This window comes from Microbacterium daqui (genome assembly GCF_050408675.1).
Classification (GTDB): domain Bacteria; phylum Actinomycetota; class Actinomycetes; order Actinomycetales; family Microbacteriaceae; genus Microbacterium.
The window spans coordinates 51,253-66,930 of the sequence record NZ_JBNTKF010000001.1; the positions used below are offsets into that span (position 1 = coordinate 51,253).

A 15,678-nucleotide genomic window follows, 5' to 3' on the forward strand; every position below is an offset into this window, starting at 1 on the left:
GCCCGCGCTCGCGGCAGGACTCGACCCGCCGCGGTGACACTCTCGAGGCGGCAGAAATGCTCGCGGGCAGATAGACTCTGTTAGATATGTCTCCCCGAGCCCTGAAGCCTCTCGAGCCCGCTGCGACGCCGCCCGAGCAGATCCGCAACTTCTGCATCATCGCGCACATTGACCACGGCAAATCGACGCTTGCTGACCGCATGCTGTCGATCACCGGTGTTGTCTCTGACCGTGAGATGCGTGCCCAGTACCTGGACCGCATGGATATCGAGCGCGAGCGCGGTATCACCATCAAGAGCCAGGCCGTTCGCTTGCCCTGGTCTGATGGCAACCAGGCGTACGCCCTGAACATGATCGACACCCCGGGTCACGTTGACTTCACATACGAGGTGTCGCGTTCGCTCGCCGCCTGTGAAGGCGCGATCCTGCTGGTCGACGCGGCTCAGGGTATCGAGGCGCAGACCCTCGCGAACCTGTACCTGGCGCTCGAGAATGACCTCACGATCATTCCGGTGCTGAACAAGATCGACCTGCCCGCGGCTGACCCCGAGAAGTACGCGCTTGAACTCGCGAACCTCATCGGCGGCAAGCCCGAAGACGTTCTTCGCGTCAGCGGCAAAACGGGCATGGGTGTTGAAGAGCTCCTCGACCGCATCGTCGAGCAGATTCCGGCTCCGAAGGGTGACGCTGACGCGCCCGCGCGCGCCATGATTTTCGACTCGGTCTACGACTCTTACCGTGGCGTTGTCACGTACGTGCGTATGATCGACGGCCGCCTGGAGCCGCGCGAGCGCATTCAGATGATGTCGACCCGTGCCACCCACGAGGTCCTCGAGATTGGTGTCTCGAGCCCCGAGCCGATTCCCACGAAGGGCCTGTCCGTCGGTGAAGTGGGTTACCTCATCACCGGTGTGAAGGACGTGCGTCTTTCTAAGGTCGGCGACACGGTCACCAACCACCGCCGGCCAGCAGAAGAGGCGCTTGCGGGCTACGTCGACCCGAAGCCGATGGTCTTCTCGGGCATCTACCCGATCGATGGTTCTGACTACCCCGATCTGCGTGAAGCCCTCGATAAGCTCAAGCTGTCGGACGCCTCGCTGCAGTACGAGCCGGAGACGTCTGTCGCCCTCGGATTCGGCTTCCGCTGTGGCTTCCTCGGTCTTCTCCACCTGGAGATCATCACCGAGCGCCTGTCGCGTGAGTTCGGCCTTGACCTCATCACGACCGCACCGAGCGTGACGTACGAGGTCACCACCGATAACAACCAGCACGTTTCGGTCACCAACCCGAGCGAGTACCCGGATGGTCGCGTTGCGACCGTGTCGGAGCCGATCGTCAAGGTGGGCATCCTGCTGCCGAAGGACTACGTCGGCACCGTGATGGAACTCTGCCAGTCGCGTCGTGGCACGCTGCTCGGCATGGAGTACCTCTCCGAAGATCGCGTTGAGCTGCGCTACACGATGCCGCTCGGTGAGATTGTGTTCGACTTCTTCGACCACTTGAAGAGCCGCACGCAGGGCTACGCCTCGCTCGACTACGAACCCGCCGGCTCGCAAGAGGCTGACCTCGTTAAGGTCGACATTCTGCTGCAGGGCGAGAAGGTTGACGCGTTCAGCTCGATCGTTCACCGTGAAAAGGCCTACGCCTACGGCACGCTGATGACCGAGCGCCTACGCAAGCTGATCCCGCGCCAGCAGTTCGAGGTTCCGATTCAGGCCGCCATTGGCGCCCGCATCATCGCTCGCGAAACCATTCGTGCCATCCGAAAAGACGTTCTTGCTAAGTGCTACGGCGGTGACATCAGCCGTAAGCGCAAGCTGCTCGAGAAGCAGAAGGAAGGTAAGAAGCGTATGAAGATGGTTGGTCGAGTCGAGGTGCCGCAAGAAGCGTTCATCGCGGCGCTGTCCGGCGACGTCGAGACCAAGGAAAAGTAGAAGAATCAGGGGAGACCCTGATATCTGCTCAACGAATCCCTGGCATTGGCGACACTGTGAGCAATTCTCCGGCATCGACCAGCAACGACAGTTAGGCTGTTTTTTATGCGGCGCGGGACGTTTAGAGACGAGACCGTCAATTACGCCGCCGTCGGAGCAACGCAGGCCCCGGATCTCATGCAGTATCCGCCCGAGCGCAGCATCCCGGCGGAGGAATCTTGGCGAATCGGTAGCGGTGCTGAGCGGTTTGCGACCGCCAGCGACGCGCTGCTGTCATGGACAACGCACAAGGCTTCGGGTCTTACCCTGAGCGATGTGCGTCCGGCGTCTGAGCCGAGCTACCTCGGCGTCAGCTTTGACGAAGAGGGTAATCCCGTTCGTCCGTCGAAGACTGAGCCGGAGCAACGTTTTGACGCTGACGGCACGCCTTACGTGAGCGCCGGAACCACGGTGCACGTGCGCGGACGCGTCGGCGGCCAGCGTGCCGACGCTGAGTTGCGCGTGATCTTCGTCATTGAAGAGCCCCGTCGCGTTGGCTTCGCCCTCGGAACCATGGACGATTCGGTCGTCAGCGGCGAAGAGAGCTTCATGCTCGAGTGGCTGCAGAATGATGAGGTGTGGTTCACCGTGCGTGCGTTTGATGCTCCCGAATCGGTGCTGTACAAAGTGCTGCCGGTGCTGACGCGTCGCCGCCGCAAAGAACTCTTCAGTGGTTACTTGCGCGCGATTTCGCCGCTGTTCGCCACCCCCACCGCGTAATGGGCGGCCCGCTTCCTGAGGGTGACGAGGTTCCGACCTCCGGCGCTCTCCCCGAAGGTACTGTCGCGCACAGCGACGTTGATTTTGGCGTATACCTGCATGTGCCGTTCTGCCGTGTGCGCTGCGGCTACTGCGACTTCAACACGTACACCGCCACCGAACTGCGCGGCGCCCGGCAAGACACGTACGCCGACACTCTGCTGCAAGAGGTGGAGCTGTCGCGTCACGTCCTGAGCGACATCGGCCCGTTGCGTCAAGCGCAGACCGTTTTCTTTGGCGGTGGCACGCCAACGTTGCTGCCCGCCGGAGACCTCGCCCGCATGCTCGGTGGCGTGCGCGACGCTTTTGGGCTCGCCACAGACGCCGAAGTGACCGTCGAGGCCAACCCTGACACCGTGACCCCCGCCGTCATGGCTGAGCTTGCCGCCGCCGGCGTCAACCGCGTCTCGATTGGCATGCAGTCGAGCGTTCCGCACGTGCTCGCAGCGCTCGACCGCACCCATAACCCGGAAAACGTCGCGACCGCTGTGGCAGCGGCACGTGAAGCCGGGCTCGACGTCAGCGTCGACCTCATCTACGGCGCACCGGGGGAGTCGCTCGACGACTGGGCAGCCTCCGTGCGCACCGCCATCGATCTCGAGCCTGACCACATTTCGGCATACGCCCTCATCATCGAAGACGGCACGAAACTGGCGCGCCAGATTCGCTCTGGCGTGGTTCCGGCGCCCGACGATGACCTGCAAGCAGATATGTACGAGCTCGTCGACGACCAGCTCGCCGCCGCCGGTTTCGATTGGTACGAGGTCAGCAACTTTTCCCGCGGCGAGAACCACCGCTCGCGCCACAACCTCGCGTACTGGCGCGGCGCCGACTGGTGGGGGTATGGCCCCGGCGCCCACTCACACCTCGACGGCACCCGCTGGTGGAACGTCAAGCACCCCGCTGCTTACGCGCAGCGCCTCGCCGCTTCGCACAGTCCTGCGTACGCGCGCGAAACCGTCGATGGTTCCGCCGCCATCCTCGAGCGGGTGCTGTTGCAGTCCCGCATTCGCGAGGGCCTGGCGATCGATCAGATTCCTGCATCGCGTCGCTCCGCCGTGGCCGGACTCATCGCCGACGAGCTCGTCGAGCCCGCCGCAGCGCTCCGAGGCCGCATCGTGTTGACACGACGTGGTCGACTGCTCGCGGACGCCGTGGTTCGCGCATTGACGGAGGATTGACATGGAAAACCCGGGCGCTGGTCTCAGCGAAGAAGTGGTCAACGGAACCTTTGCGCTGGCTCGCGAAGGTCGGGTCGCCGAGCTGACAGAAATGGTGCGCGCTGGCGTGCCGGTCGACACCCGCAATGCTCGCAGCGACACGATGCTCATCGTTGCCGCCTACGCGCAACAGCCGGAGGCGGTCGCCGCGCTCATCGAGCTCGGAGCAGACCTCAACGTCGAGAACACGATGGGGCAGACGGCTATCGCGTGCGCAGTTTTCCGTAACGATGAAAACATTCTGCAGATGCTGCTTGATGCCGGCGGAGACCCGGAACTCGGTTTTCACTCGGCGCTTGATATTGCCGACCAGTTTCAACTGACCCAAATGACTGCGGTCTTGCTGAAGCACGCGGCACGCTGAGGCGTTCGCCGTTCTCCCACCCGGAAGCGGTAGAATTGGCACTCGACCGTACTGAGTGCCAGCGAGAGGAGAGGTCGTGGTATCCGAACGAGGACTCCAGGTTCTCCGTGCGATCGTGCAGGACTACGTCGAAACCCGCGACCCAGTGGGCTCCAAGTCCATCGTCGATCGCCACGCGTTTGGTGTCTCAGCGGCCACGATCCGCAACGATATGGCGCTTCTCGAAGAAGAAGAGCTGATCGTCGCTCCGCACACGTCGAGCGGCCGCGTACCCACCGACAAGGGCTACCGCGTCTTCGTCGACCACCTCGCAGAGATTCGCCCACTGAGCACGGCGCAGCGCACCGCGATCTCCACTTTCCTTGACGAACCCGCCGACCTTGACGATCTGCTGTCGCGCACCGTGCGGTGTCTCACCCAGCTGACCGGTCAGGTCGCGCTCGTGCAGTACCCGTCGTTTGCGCGTGCCACCGTCACCCACATCGAACTCGTCCTGCTGGCTCCTGTGCGCATGCTCGTGATCGTGGTAACCGACACCGGTCGCGTGTCGCAGCGCATCGTGCACCTCCCGCAGGAGGTCACCGAGAACGATGCGCAGGCGCTCAAAGTGCAGCTGAATACGCTCGTCACCGGCAACGAAGTTCGCACCGCGAGTGCGCGACTGGACGCACACCGCGAAGATCCCGCCAACACCGATGCTGTATTCACGGCGCTCATCGATACGGTGGCCGAAGAGCTCGATGAGTTTCGCCAAGACAAGCTCGTCATGGCGGGCGCTGCGACCCTCGCGCGTCGCGAACTCGACTTCCGTGGTTCCATTCACCCGCTCCTCGAAGCCATCGAAGAGCAGGCGACCCTCGTGCGTCTGATGGAAGAAATGGTGGGTGACCGTGAGGGGCTTGCCGCCTCGATCGGTGCCGAAAACGCTGCGTTTGGCCTCTCCGAAGCCTCACTGGTTGCGAGTGACTATGACGCCCCTGGCTCCCGTGCGCGTATTGGGCTGATGGGTCCGACGCGCATGGACTATCCCAGCAACCTCGCTGCCGTGCGCGCTGTCGCGCGGTACCTGACCCGGTTGCTGGACGAAGATGACACACGTCGCTGACGTGATGAGGGGCATGCGCCCCGAGAAAGGCTGAAGTGGCAGACCACTACGAAGTTTTGGGTGTCTCGCGCGATGCGACGACCGAAGAAATCAAGAAGGCGTACCGCAAGCTTGCGCGTCAGCTTCACCCCGATGTGAGCCCGGGTGAAGAGGCCGAAGAGCAGTTCAAGCTCGTCACCCACGCGTACGACGTGCTTTCGAACCCCGAACAGCGTCAGCGTTACGACAACGGCGGTGACTCCGCATTCGGCGGCGGCGGCGGTTTCGGTGGCTTCGGTGACATTTTCGAGACGTTCTTCGGTGGCGGTCAGTCGCGTGGTCCGCGTCCGCGTTCGCGCCGCGAGCGCGGTCAGGATGCCCTCGTCAAGGTCACCGTCGAGCTCGCTGACGTGATCTTCGGTGTGCACCGTGACATCGAGGTTGACACCGCCGTGCTGTGCGAGACGTGCCAGGGGTCGTGCTGCCAGCCCGGAACCTCGGAGCAAACGTGCGACATTTGTGGTGGCACCGGACACATTCAGCAGCAGGTTCGGAGCCTGCTCGGCACGATGCTGACGAACGCTCCGTGCAACGTGTGCCGCGGATACGGAACCACGATTCCGTCGCCGTGCGTCACGTGCGCTGGCCAGGGTCGCGTACGTTCGCGTCGCACGGTATCGCTCGACATTCCCGCCGGCGTCGACGACGGTCTGCGTCTGCAGCTTCCCGGCTCGGGTGAAGTAGGACCCGCTGGCGGCCCGAACGGCGACCTGTACCTCGAGATCAAGGTTTCTCCCAACGCCGCATTCGCGCGCGAGGGTGATGACCTCGTCGCCCTGCTCGAAGTGGCGATGCCCGACGCCATTCTCGGCACGACCACGACGATCGACGGCCTCGATGGCGCCGTCGACCTGGAGATTCGCCCGGGCGTACAGTCTGGTGACGAACTCACGATCAAGGGCCGCGGTATTACGCCGCTGCGCGGTTCCAACCGCGGCGACCTTCGTGTCGGCATTCACGTCGTCACGCCGACCAAGCTCGACAGCAAGCAGCGTGCGCTCATTGAGCAGTTGCAGGGTTCGATGAAATCGCCGAAGCCAGCGCTCGCACAGCACCAGCAGGGGCTGTTCGCCAAGCTGCGCGACCGGTTCCGTACGCACTAATGGCACTGCACTTCATCGTTGATTCTCCCGAGGAGCTGGCGGGGGAGTCTGTTGCGCTCACCGGCCCCGAGGCGCACCACGCAGCCGCCGTGCGGCGCGTGCGCGTTGGCGAAACAGTCACGCTGGGCGATGGCCTCGGCGCATGGGTAACCGGCGTTGTCGCGTCGGTTGCTCCCAAGCGCGTGGAGATTGCGCTGGCGCAGCGCCAGCAGCTCGACGAGCAGACGCCCCGCATCGTGCTGGTGCAGGCGCTCGCTAAGGGCGATCGCGATGAACGTGCTGTTGAAGCCGCCACCGAACTCGGCGTGAGTGCCATCGTGCCGTGGCAGGCCTCCCGCAGCGTTTCGCGCTGGGATGCTGCGAAGGTTGCGAAGGGCGTCGCGCGCTGGCAAAGCATCGCACGTGAGGCCTCGAAGCAAGCCCACCGCGCATGGGTGCCGCAGGTGAGTGAGCCCGTCACGACGGCGCAACTCGCCGCGAAGGCAAGCGACGTTAGCATCGTGGTGCTGGAGCCTTCCGCAGAGCGGGCGCTCACGGCGCTTGAGCTGCCCGCCGACCGCGACGTCTGGCTCGTCGTGGGCCCCGAAGGTGGCATTACGTCGGAAGAACTCGAGAACCTCGAGAAGGCGGGCGCGACGCTCGCGCGCATGGGAACCACGGTGCTGCGCACGTCGACGGCAGGGCCGGCGGCATTGGCAGCGCTGAGCGTGGTTCTCGGCCGCTGGTGAAGCGGCTTCGGTAGACTTTCGGTATGAGCAGCGAGCCTTCGATCTTCACCCGCATTCTGCAGCGCGAGATCCCCGCGACCTTTGTCGCCGAAACTGACAACGTTTTTGCGATCAAAGACATTGCTCCGCAGGCTCCGGTTCACCTCCTGGTGATCCCGAAGACGCAGGAGTACCGCGATGTCACAGAACTTGCCGCTGCCGATCCTGCCCTGTTGCAGGAGATGGTGGCCGTTGCGCAAGAGCTCGCCAACGAGCACGCAGACGGTCACTTCCGACTGATTTTCAACACCGGCGCGAACTCGGGTCAAACCGTGTTTCACGTCCACGCCCACGTTCTCGCGGGCGGACTAAGCGAAACGAGTATGGGTGTCTGACCCACAAACCGTGACAGAGCAGATCTTCGCCGACGGCGTCGCGATGGTCCAGCTCTTGGGCCCACAAGACCGCCTGCTGCGGATGGTCGAAAAGCAACACCCCGGCGTGCAGATTCACGTGCGCGGCAACGAAATCACCCTTACCGGTGATGCCGAACCCGTCGCCGCAGCGAAGAGCCTCGTCGAAGAACTTCTCACGATGACCCGCTCGGGCCACCACCTGGCGCCGGAAGAGGTTGCCACGTCGGCGCGCCTGCAGCAAGACGGCATTCGCCCGTCAGAAGTGCTGAGCGAGCCGATTCTGTCGTCGCGCGGCAAAGTCATTCGACCGAAGACCCTCGGTCAGCGTGACTACGTTGATGCGATCGACGAGAACACGATTGTCTTCGGTATCGGCCCCGCCGGTACCGGAAAAACCTACTTGGCGATGGCCAAGGCCGTGCAGGCGCTGCAGCGCAAAGAGGTCAACCGCATCATTCTGACTCGACCGGCCGTTGAAGCGGGGGAGCGCTTGGGCTTCTTGCCCGGCACACTCACCGACAAGATCGACCCGTACCTGCGCCCGCTCTACGACGCGCTGAACGAAATGATCGACCCCGACATTTTGCCGAAGCTGATGGCGACCGGAACCATCGAGGTCGCGCCGCTCGCGTACATGCGCGGTCGCACGCTCAACGACTCCTTCGTCGTGCTCGACGAAGCGCAAAACACGACGCCGGAACAGATGAAGATGTTCCTGACGCGCCTGGGCTTCGGAACCAAGATGGTCGTCACGGGTGACATCACGCAGGTCGACTTGCCGCAGGGCACGAGTGGTCTGCGCCTGGTCTCCAACGTGCTCAAGAACATCGACGACATTCACTTCGCGCGCCTCACCAGCGCCGACGTCGTGCGCCACTCGCTGGTCGGCCGCATCGTCGACGCGTACAGCGAGTACGACGAGAAGCGCACCGCAGCCCGCCACGAACGCGAGCAGGCTTCAGAATTGGCGAATCGTGCGGAACGCCGCGCGGGTCTTCGCCCCCAAGACCGACAGCCCCGACGAGGACGATCATGATCGAGATCAACAACGAATCCGCCATCAGCATCGACGAGACCGTGCTGCTGCGGCTCACCGAAAGCAACCTCGCGGCGCTGTACGTCAGCCCCGACGCCGAAGTGGCGATCCAACTCGTTGACGAAGGCGCGATGGAAGCCCTGCATGTGCAGTGGATGGACGAGCCCGGTCCCACCGATGTGCTCTCGTTCCCGATGGATGAGCTGCGCCCCGGAACCATGGACAAGCCGACTGAGCCAGGTCTGCTTGGTGACATCGTGCTGTGCCCGCAGGTTGCGGAGTCGCAGGCGAAGACGGCCGGCCACACCATGATGGATGAGCTGATTCTGCTTACCACGCACGGCCTGCTGCACCTGCTCGGATACGACCACGCTGAGCCCGACGAGGAGCGCGAAATGTTCGGACTTCAGCGCGAACTGATCGCTCACTTCCATGAGGGCGAGAAAAACGCGCGATGACAATCTTCTTGCTCATCGCCGCAGTCTTGCTGGTGGCGTTTGGCGGATTGATGGCGGCAGTTGATGCCGCGCTTGGCGTGACCAGCAGGCAAGACTTTGCCGACTGGTCGCACTCAGGTCGCAATGCGAAGGCGTTGCGGATTATCGGTGATGACGTGTCGGCACATGCCAACGCCGTCGTCTTTATGCGTATTCTCGCGGAGACCACCGCGGCCGTGATGGTCACCGCGCTCTTCATGCTCTTGCTCGACCACATCGGCTGGTCGATTCTCGCCGCCGCCCTCATCATGACCGCCGTGTCGTTCGTGCTCGTGGGCGCCAGCCCGCGCTCTGTCGGGCGCCAGCACTCCACGGGCCTGTTGCGCGGAACAGCACTAATTATTCGGGCGTGCCGCATCGCCATCGGCCCGCTCGCTCACGGTCTCGCCGCGCTCGGCGACCGTGTGACGCCAGGCGTGTCGCGCGGGGCATCGTTTACGTCCGAAGAACAGCTGCTCAGCATGGTGGATGAGGCGGCAAGCCACGACCTCATCGAAGAGGATGACCGCGAACTTATCCACTCGGTCTTTGACTTCACCGACCGCTTTGTGCGCGCCGTCATGGTTCCGCGCACGGAAATTGTCACGATCGAAAACGACGCGACGACCGAAGACGCCGTGAGCCTGTTTCTTTCGTCGGGTGTTTCGCGTATGCCGATCACCGAGGGCGACGACGTTGTCGGCATGCTGTACCTGAAAGACATTATCGCGTCGACGTTTGCCGATGAGTCAGGGTGGCGTGCCCGCCCCGCGATTGACCTTGCCCGAGAACCGGTATTTGTGCCGGAGGCGATGAAAGCTGAGACGCTGCTGCAGCAAATGAAGCGCGACTCCATTCACGTGTGCCTTGTTGTCGATGAATACGGCGGTGTTTCGGGCCTCGTGACGCTGGAAGACCTTATTGAAGAACTCGTTGGCGACATTTCTGACGAGCACGATGCTAAGGGCTCGGAGATCATCGACCTCGGCGACGGCCGGTACCGTGTCTCGGCACGACTGCCGCTCGACGAGGTGGGCGATCTGTTCGGTATCGAGCTTGAAGACGAAGACGTCGATTCAATCGGCGGACTCCTCGCGAAAGAACTCGGTCGTGTGCCGGAGTCAGGCTCAATCGCTGAGTCTGACGGCATCATCATGACCGGCGGTGAATCACGGGGGCGCCGCAAGGGCCTCGCGAACATCATCGTCGAACGGAGCGCCTCGCTGAAGGCGGCCGAAGAGGCATTTGCCAACGAAAACTTGGAATCAGGAGACGAATAATGCGCAGCGGATTCGTAACGTTTGTCGGCCGACCCAACGTCGGCAAGTCCACTCTCACGAACGCGCTGGTGGGCGAGAAGGTCGCCATCACGAGCGACAAGCCGCAGACCACGCGTCGCGCGATCCGTGGCATCGTCAACCGACCGACCGGTCAGCTCGTGATCGTGGACACCCCGGGTATTCACCGTCCGCGCACCCTGCTCGGTCAGCGCCTCAATGACCTCGTTGAGCAGGTGCTCGGCGATGTTGACGTGATCGCATTCTGCGTGCCCGCTGACCAGAAGGTGGGCCCGGGCGACACGCGCATCGCGGCATCGCTTGACGGCTACAAGCGCGCCAAGAAGGTCGCGATTGTGACCAAGACAGACACCGCTTCGCGCGATGACATCATGGAGCGCCTCATCGAGGTTGACGCCCTGCGCGAAGACTGGGCGGCTGTGATTCCGCTTTCTGCCGTCACGAACGAGCAGCTCGACGTGCTCTCTGACGAGTTGCTCGCACTCATGCCCCAAGGGGAGGCGCTGTACCCGGAGGGTATCGTCACCGACGAATCGATCGAAGACCGCGTCTCCGAAATCATTCGTGAGGCCGCTCTCGACGGCGTGCGTGATGAGCTGCCGCACTCGATTGCGGTCACGGTTTCGGAGATTGCGGAGCGCGAAGACAGCGATCTCACCGACGTCTTCGCCGACATCATTGTTGAGCGTGACAGCCAAAAGGCGATCATTATCGGCCGCAAGGGCTCCCGACTCCGCGACGTCGGTGCTCGTGCCCGCGCGGAGCTGGAACAGCTCCTCGGCAGCCGCGTCTTTTTGAGCCTGCATGTGCGGGTTGCGAAGGAGTGGCAACGCGACCCCAAGCAGTTGGGGCGTCTCGGCTTCTAACTCAATCTGAAGTTATCCCCAGAAACGCCACGGTCTCTTGTCGTGGCGACGTCGTGCTGGTTATGCTGGCGCTACCTCAAAGGCAACGAAATTCGCATTCGTTGAAAGAGTTGTCGAGGCTGAGATTTCGTGGGGACGATCACCAGCTTCGGCGTATGCCGCGATAATGAGCATCCGCTCTTATCGCGGCATCACTTGTTCTGGGAGCGTGCTACGCTGAAAATATGCGCGCGGGCATGCTCCTTCTTAGCTGCCGCGACGAGACCTCGTTCTAGGGCCTTCCTCGTCGCGGAGTTTGCCGTTGGTCCTTCTGGTTTCTATCAACGAAGAAGCAAACATCATGGAAAACACTCAGCGCCCCTCCGGAATGCCGATCCACAAGTACCGTCCGTTCCACGAAATCATCAAGGTTGACCTGCCTGACCGTACGTGGCCGAGCAAGCACATCGAAAAGGCCCCGCGTTGGTGCGCGGTTGACCTGCGTGACGGCAACCAGGCCCTCATCGACCCGATGAGCCCCGAACGCAAGCGCGTTATGTTCGAACTGCTGGTTCGCATGGGCTACAAGGAGATCGAGGTCGGCTTCCCGTCGGCGAGCCAGACTGACTTCGACTTCGTGCGTCAGCTCATCGAAGAGAACCTGATTCCGGACGACGTGACGATCCAGGTGCTGACGCAGTCGCGCGAGCACCTCATTGAGCGCACGTTTGAGTCGATTGCCGGCGCCAAGCAGGCCATCGTGCACTTCTACAACTCGACGAGCATTGTGCAGCGTGAGGTCGTTTTCCGCTCTGACAAGCAGGGCATCATCGACATCGCTCTCGAAGGTGCACGTCTGTGCAAGGAATTCGAGAAGCGCATTCCGGAGACCAAGGTCTACTACGAGTACTCGCCGGAGAGCTTCACCGGTACCGAGCTCGAGTACGCCGCTGAGATCTGCAACGCCGTGCTTGACGTCCTGCAGCCGACGCCCGACAACAAGGTCATCATCAACCTGCCGGCCACGGTCGAGATGGCGACGCCGAACCTGTACGCCGACTCGATCGAGTGGATGAACCGCAACCTGAAGTACCGCGAGAACGTCATTCTCTCGCTGCACCCGCACAACGACCGCGGAACCGCGGTGGCGGCTGCTGAGATGGGTTACCTGGCCGGGGCTGACCGTATCGAAGGCTGCCTGTTCGGCAACGGTGAGCGCACCGGCAACGTCGACCTCGTCGCACTGGGCATCAACATGTTCACGCAGGGCATCGACCCGATGATCGACTTCAGCGACATCGACCAGGTCAAGCGCACCGTCGAATACTGCAACCAGCTGCCCGTTCCGGAGCGCAGCCCGTGGGCCGGCGACCTCGTTTTCACCGCCTTCAGTGGCTCGCACCAAGACGCCATTAAGAAGGGCTTCGAGGCCATGGCCACGAAGGCTGAAGAGCAGGGCGTCAGTGTCGACGACATTGAGTGGGCGGTGCCGTACCTGCCCGTCGACCCGAAGGATCTGGGTCGCTCGTACGAAGCTGTCATTCGCGTCAACTCGCAGTCCGGTAAGGGCGGCGTCGCGTACCTGCTGAAGAACGACCACGCTCTCGACCTGCCGCGCAAGCTGCAGATTGAGTTCTCTGGTGTTGTGCAGGCCAAGACCGACGCGGAGGGTGGCGAAGTCACGAGCGACCAGATTTGGGCGATCTTCAACGACGAGTACCTGCCCGCAGACATCGCGGAAGACCGTTGGGGTCGTTTCGAGCTGCTCGCAACGCGCACCAGCTCGGAGATGACCGGTGAGGTCGTGCTCGACGTCGTGCTGCGTGACGGCGACGAGCGCATCCAGACGCAGGGCACCGGAAACGGCCCCGTTGCTGCTTTCGTTAACGTGCTGCAGGGCCTCGGCTTTGACGTAACGGTCTACGACTACGTTGAGCACGCGATGAGCTCCGGCGGCGACGCTCAGGCGGCTTCGTACATCGAGCTGCAGGTTGACGGCGACCGTCTGTGGGGCGTCGGTATCGACAGCGATATCTCGACGTCGTCGCTGCGCGCCATCGTCTCAGGTGTGAACCGCTCGATCCGCTCGCGCGACCGCGAGTCGGCGCTGGTCTAAGACAGATTCAAAATGGGGGCGCCGCACGGCGCCCCCATTTTTGTTTAGTCCGTAACCGGCGGCTTAATGATCGTGATGGTTCCGGTCTCGGCAGCCACCTTGCGGCGGTGCAGACGGCGCTGCTCCGGCAGCGACAGGTCAAAGATCACGGCGAGCACACGGATCACAGCGGTCACGATGATGCCGGCGATGGCGGCAGGAACCATGGGAGCGCCGACAGAGTGGGCTACGGCGACGGTCGCGCAACCGAGCCCGGCGGCGACGGCGTAGAGCGACCCGACGTGCATGATGGCGACCGGGAGGCCCATGATGACGTCACGGAGAATGGAACCACCAACAGCGGCACAGACGCCGACAAAGACAGCGGGAACGACGGGAAGGCCCACCGTGAGGGCCTTGACCGTGCCAAACGCACCGAACATGCCGATCGCGCCGGCATCGAGAACAACGATGATCGTATTGGCGCGGTGAAGCACTCCGGCGAGCAGCATACCGATGAGAGCGGCGCCCGACGCGGTCAATAGATACCAGTTCGATTGCAGGGTCGCCGGCGGTACGCCAATGAGCAGGTCACGGATGAGACCGCCACCCATACCGAGCAACAGGCCAATGATCGCGACACCAAGCAGATCCAGGCGACGCTGGCCCTGGAATCCGGAGGCAAAGAGGGCGCCTTGCACGCCGCCGAGGCCGACGGCAAGGAGATCAGCCCAGAGCGGAATCACGAAGATGGTGTCGATCACCTATCCATTCTCGCGCCTGCGATGGGGTTAGGTTGAAGGCATGCCGTTTCGCACGACACGCTTAAAAACACCCCACTCTGACCTTGCTGCGCAGTTTGCGGCCATTCGTGATGGCTTGGAGATCAGCGTGAGCTTTGACGCCGCTGTCGAAGCCGAAGCGCGCCGGGCCACCGCACACGTGCCCATGCCCGAAGCGGATGCGACTGACATTGAGTTCGTCACGATCGACCCCGAAGGTTCCAAAGACCTCGATCAGGCGCTCTTCATTGAAAAGACGGAATCCGGGTTTCGTGTCTTTTACGCGATCGCCGATCTGCCGTCGGTGGTGGAGCCGGGTGGAGCGATCGATCGCGAGGCCCGTGAACGAGGGCAGACGATGTATTCGCCGGACGAAAGTGCGCCGCTGCACCCGCGGGTGATCAGTGAAGACGGGGCGAGCCTGCTGCCCGGTGTGGTTCGGGCTGCCTATGTCTGGGCAATTGACCTGGACGAGACTGGCAAACGTGTGTCGTCGACGCTCAAGCGGGCGCGCGTGCAGAGCCGTGAACAGCTCACGTACGACGAAGCGCAGCGCCGTGTCGACAGCGGTGACCCGCTCATGACGTTGCTCAAGCAGGTCGGTGAGCTCCGCATCGCGCGCGAAGCAGATCGCGGTGGGGCCTCGCTGGATATGCCGGAAGAAGAGATCGTCGCCGACGGCAACTCGTGGACGATCAAGCGCAGCCAACTCTTGCCGGTGGAACAGTGGAACGCCCAAATTTCGCTGATGACGGGGATGGAGGCTGCTCGGCTCCAGTTGGAAGCGGGCCGCGGCATTCTCCGCACGATGCCACGTCCGCCACACGACGCGATGGTGAACTTCCGCCGCGAAGTGCAGGAGATGGGCATTCCGTTCGCAGAAGACGAAGAATACGGCGCATTTCTGCGTCGCCTCCACCGCAACCACCCGGCCGCGGTCGCCGTACTGATGGCCGCGCGGTCGCTGTTCCGCGGCGCTGACTATCACGTTCTCACCGGCTCCGAAAACCCCGACGACGTCATTCAGGCCGCGATCGGTGCGCCCTACGCGCACACCACGGCGCCACTTCGTCGACTCGTTGACCGCTACGTGCTCGCGCATTGCGAGGCCATCGCCAACGGCACCGAGATTCCGGCGTGGGCATCAGAAGGCCTGGAGGACCTGCCGGAAATCATGGCCGCGAGCTCGCAGAAGGCGGGAGCGCTCGAGCGCGAATGCATCGCGGCAGTGACTGCCGTTATTCTCGCGCCGCGCGTGGGCGAGACGTTCGATGGGCTGATTGTCGACCGTCGGGAGAAGCGCGCCGAGGTCGAACTGCTTGATCCGCCGGTGACGACGACCGCGGTGATGGCGGGGGAGCCCGGAACCGCGGTGCAGTTGCGGCTGGAAAGCATCACCGATGCGAAGCCCGTGTTTGTGGCCGCCTAGCGAGGCGCAACCCGCAGTGTCGGTGCCACGC

General features: G+C 63.0%; 15 protein-coding genes. 14 read left to right on the forward strand and 1 reads right to left on the reverse strand.

Annotated elements, in window-relative coordinates; translation table 11 throughout:
- Positions 1–86: 86 nt before the first annotated feature.
- The 13 genes from lepA to leuA all read left to right on the forward strand — a co-directional run bounded on the left by lepA (position 87) and on the right by leuA (position 13,457).
- Positions 87–1,934 carry a translation elongation factor 4 gene (gene lepA, locus ACQUSY_RS00240; protein WP_428902526.1) on the forward strand — a complete coding sequence of 616 codons (1,848 nt, stop codon included), beginning with the start codon at positions 87–89 and terminating at the stop codon, positions 1,932–1,934.
- Between the two features lie 105 nt (positions 1,935–2,039).
- Positions 2,040–2,693 (forward strand): DUF1990 domain-containing protein, encoded by a 654-nt coding sequence (locus ACQUSY_RS00245; protein WP_428902527.1) that lies wholly within the window; start codon positions 2,040–2,042, stop codon positions 2,691–2,693.
- Entirely contained in the window at positions 2,693–3,913 is a 1,221-nt protein-coding gene (gene hemW / locus ACQUSY_RS00250) for a radical SAM family heme chaperone HemW (protein ID WP_428902528.1), read from the forward strand. Before ACQUSY_RS00245 ends, hemW begins: the two co-directional genes overlap by 1 nt.
- 1 nt (position 3,914) lies before the next feature.
- Positions 3,915–4,316, forward strand: a complete 402-nt coding sequence (locus ACQUSY_RS00255) for an ankyrin repeat domain-containing protein (RefSeq protein WP_428902529.1) — start codon at positions 3,915–3,917, stop codon at positions 4,314–4,316.
- Between the two features lie 76 nt (positions 4,317–4,392).
- Positions 4,393–5,421 carry a heat-inducible transcriptional repressor HrcA gene (gene hrcA, locus ACQUSY_RS00260; protein WP_428902530.1) on the forward strand — a complete coding sequence of 343 codons (1,029 nt, stop codon included), beginning with the start codon at positions 4,393–4,395 and terminating at the stop codon, positions 5,419–5,421.
- 35 nt (positions 5,422–5,456) lie between these two features.
- On the forward strand, positions 5,457–6,563 hold the full coding sequence (gene dnaJ / locus ACQUSY_RS00265; RefSeq protein ID WP_428902531.1) for a molecular chaperone DnaJ: 1,107 nt from the start codon (positions 5,457–5,459) through the stop codon (positions 6,561–6,563).
- Positions 6,563–7,291, forward strand: coding sequence for a 16S rRNA (uracil(1498)-N(3))-methyltransferase (locus tag ACQUSY_RS00270; RefSeq protein WP_428902532.1), 729 nt, complete (start codon positions 6,563–6,565; stop codon positions 7,289–7,291). The genes dnaJ and ACQUSY_RS00270 overlap by 1 nt, the downstream gene beginning before the upstream one ends.
- Positions 7,292–7,314: 23 nt before the next feature.
- On the forward strand, positions 7,315–7,665 hold the full coding sequence (locus ACQUSY_RS00275; RefSeq protein WP_428902533.1) for an HIT domain-containing protein: 351 nt from the start codon (positions 7,315–7,317) through the stop codon (positions 7,663–7,665).
- A 43-nt stretch (positions 7,666–7,708) separates the two neighbouring features.
- On the forward strand, positions 7,709–8,722 hold the full coding sequence (locus ACQUSY_RS00280; RefSeq protein ID WP_428902729.1) for a PhoH family protein: 1,014 nt from the start codon (positions 7,709–7,711) through the stop codon (positions 8,720–8,722).
- Positions 8,716–9,180 (forward strand): rRNA maturation RNase YbeY, encoded by a 465-nt coding sequence (gene ybeY, locus ACQUSY_RS00285; protein ID WP_428902730.1) that lies wholly within the window; start codon positions 8,716–8,718, stop codon positions 9,178–9,180. Before ACQUSY_RS00280 ends, ybeY begins: the two co-directional genes overlap by 7 nt.
- Positions 9,177–10,478, forward strand: a complete 1,302-nt coding sequence (locus tag ACQUSY_RS00290) for a hemolysin family protein (RefSeq protein ID WP_428902534.1) — start codon at positions 9,177–9,179, stop codon at positions 10,476–10,478. The genes ybeY and ACQUSY_RS00290 overlap by 4 nt, the downstream gene beginning before the upstream one ends.
- Positions 10,478–11,362: a GTPase Era gene (gene era, locus ACQUSY_RS00295; RefSeq protein ID WP_428902535.1), complete on the forward strand. Its 885-nt coding sequence runs from the start codon at positions 10,478–10,480 to the stop codon at positions 11,360–11,362. The genes ACQUSY_RS00290 and era overlap by 1 nt, the downstream gene beginning before the upstream one ends.
- A 340-nt stretch (positions 11,363–11,702) precedes the next feature.
- Positions 11,703–13,457 (forward strand): 2-isopropylmalate synthase, encoded by a 1,755-nt coding sequence (leuA, locus tag ACQUSY_RS00300; protein ID WP_428902536.1) that lies wholly within the window; start codon positions 11,703–11,705, stop codon positions 13,455–13,457.
- 44 nt (positions 13,458–13,501) lie between these two features.
- Here the strand turns inward: leuA and ACQUSY_RS00305 are convergent, their stop codons facing one another.
- Complete coding sequence (locus tag ACQUSY_RS00305; protein WP_428902537.1) at positions 13,502–14,200, reverse strand: trimeric intracellular cation channel family protein; 699 nt, start codon at positions 14,198–14,200, stop codon at positions 13,502–13,504.
- A gap of 40 nt (positions 14,201–14,240) precedes the next feature.
- Between ACQUSY_RS00305 and ACQUSY_RS00310 the strand changes: the two genes are divergently transcribed.
- Positions 14,241–15,647, forward strand: coding sequence for an RNB domain-containing ribonuclease (locus tag ACQUSY_RS00310; protein ID WP_428902538.1), 1,407 nt, complete (start codon positions 14,241–14,243; stop codon positions 15,645–15,647).
- The last annotated feature ends 31 nt before the right edge of the window (positions 15,648–15,678 follow it).

What these genes read in the sequence shown, in the direction of transcription:
- lepA (WP_428902526.1), top strand. Translation starts at nt 87, where the DNA reads ATGTCTCCCCGAGCCCTGAAGCCTCTCGAGCCCGCTGCGACGCCGCCC.
- ACQUSY_RS00245 (WP_428902527.1), top strand. Translation starts at nt 2,040, where the DNA reads ATGCGGCGCGGGACGTTTAGAGACGAGACCGTCAATTACGCCGCCGTC.
- hemW (WP_428902528.1), top strand. Translation starts at nt 2,693, where the DNA reads ATGGGCGGCCCGCTTCCTGAGGGTGACGAGGTTCCGACCTCCGGCGCT.
- ACQUSY_RS00255 (WP_428902529.1), top strand. Translation starts at nt 3,915, where the DNA reads ATGGAAAACCCGGGCGCTGGTCTCAGCGAAGAAGTGGTCAACGGAACC.
- ACQUSY_RS00270 (WP_428902532.1), top strand. Translation starts at nt 6,563, where the DNA reads ATGGCACTGCACTTCATCGTTGATTCTCCCGAGGAGCTGGCGGGGGAG.
- ACQUSY_RS00275 (WP_428902533.1), top strand. Translation starts at nt 7,315, where the DNA reads ATGAGCAGCGAGCCTTCGATCTTCACCCGCATTCTGCAGCGCGAGATC.
- ACQUSY_RS00280 (WP_428902729.1), top strand. Translation starts at nt 7,709, where the DNA reads ATGGTCCAGCTCTTGGGCCCACAAGACCGCCTGCTGCGGATGGTCGAA.
- ACQUSY_RS00290 (WP_428902534.1), top strand. Translation starts at nt 9,177, where the DNA reads ATGACAATCTTCTTGCTCATCGCCGCAGTCTTGCTGGTGGCGTTTGGC.
- era (WP_428902535.1), top strand. Translation starts at nt 10,478, where the DNA reads ATGCGCAGCGGATTCGTAACGTTTGTCGGCCGACCCAACGTCGGCAAG.
- leuA (WP_428902536.1), top strand. Translation starts at nt 11,703, where the DNA reads ATGGAAAACACTCAGCGCCCCTCCGGAATGCCGATCCACAAGTACCGT.
- ACQUSY_RS00310 (WP_428902538.1), top strand. Translation starts at nt 14,241, where the DNA reads ATGCCGTTTCGCACGACACGCTTAAAAACACCCCACTCTGACCTTGCT.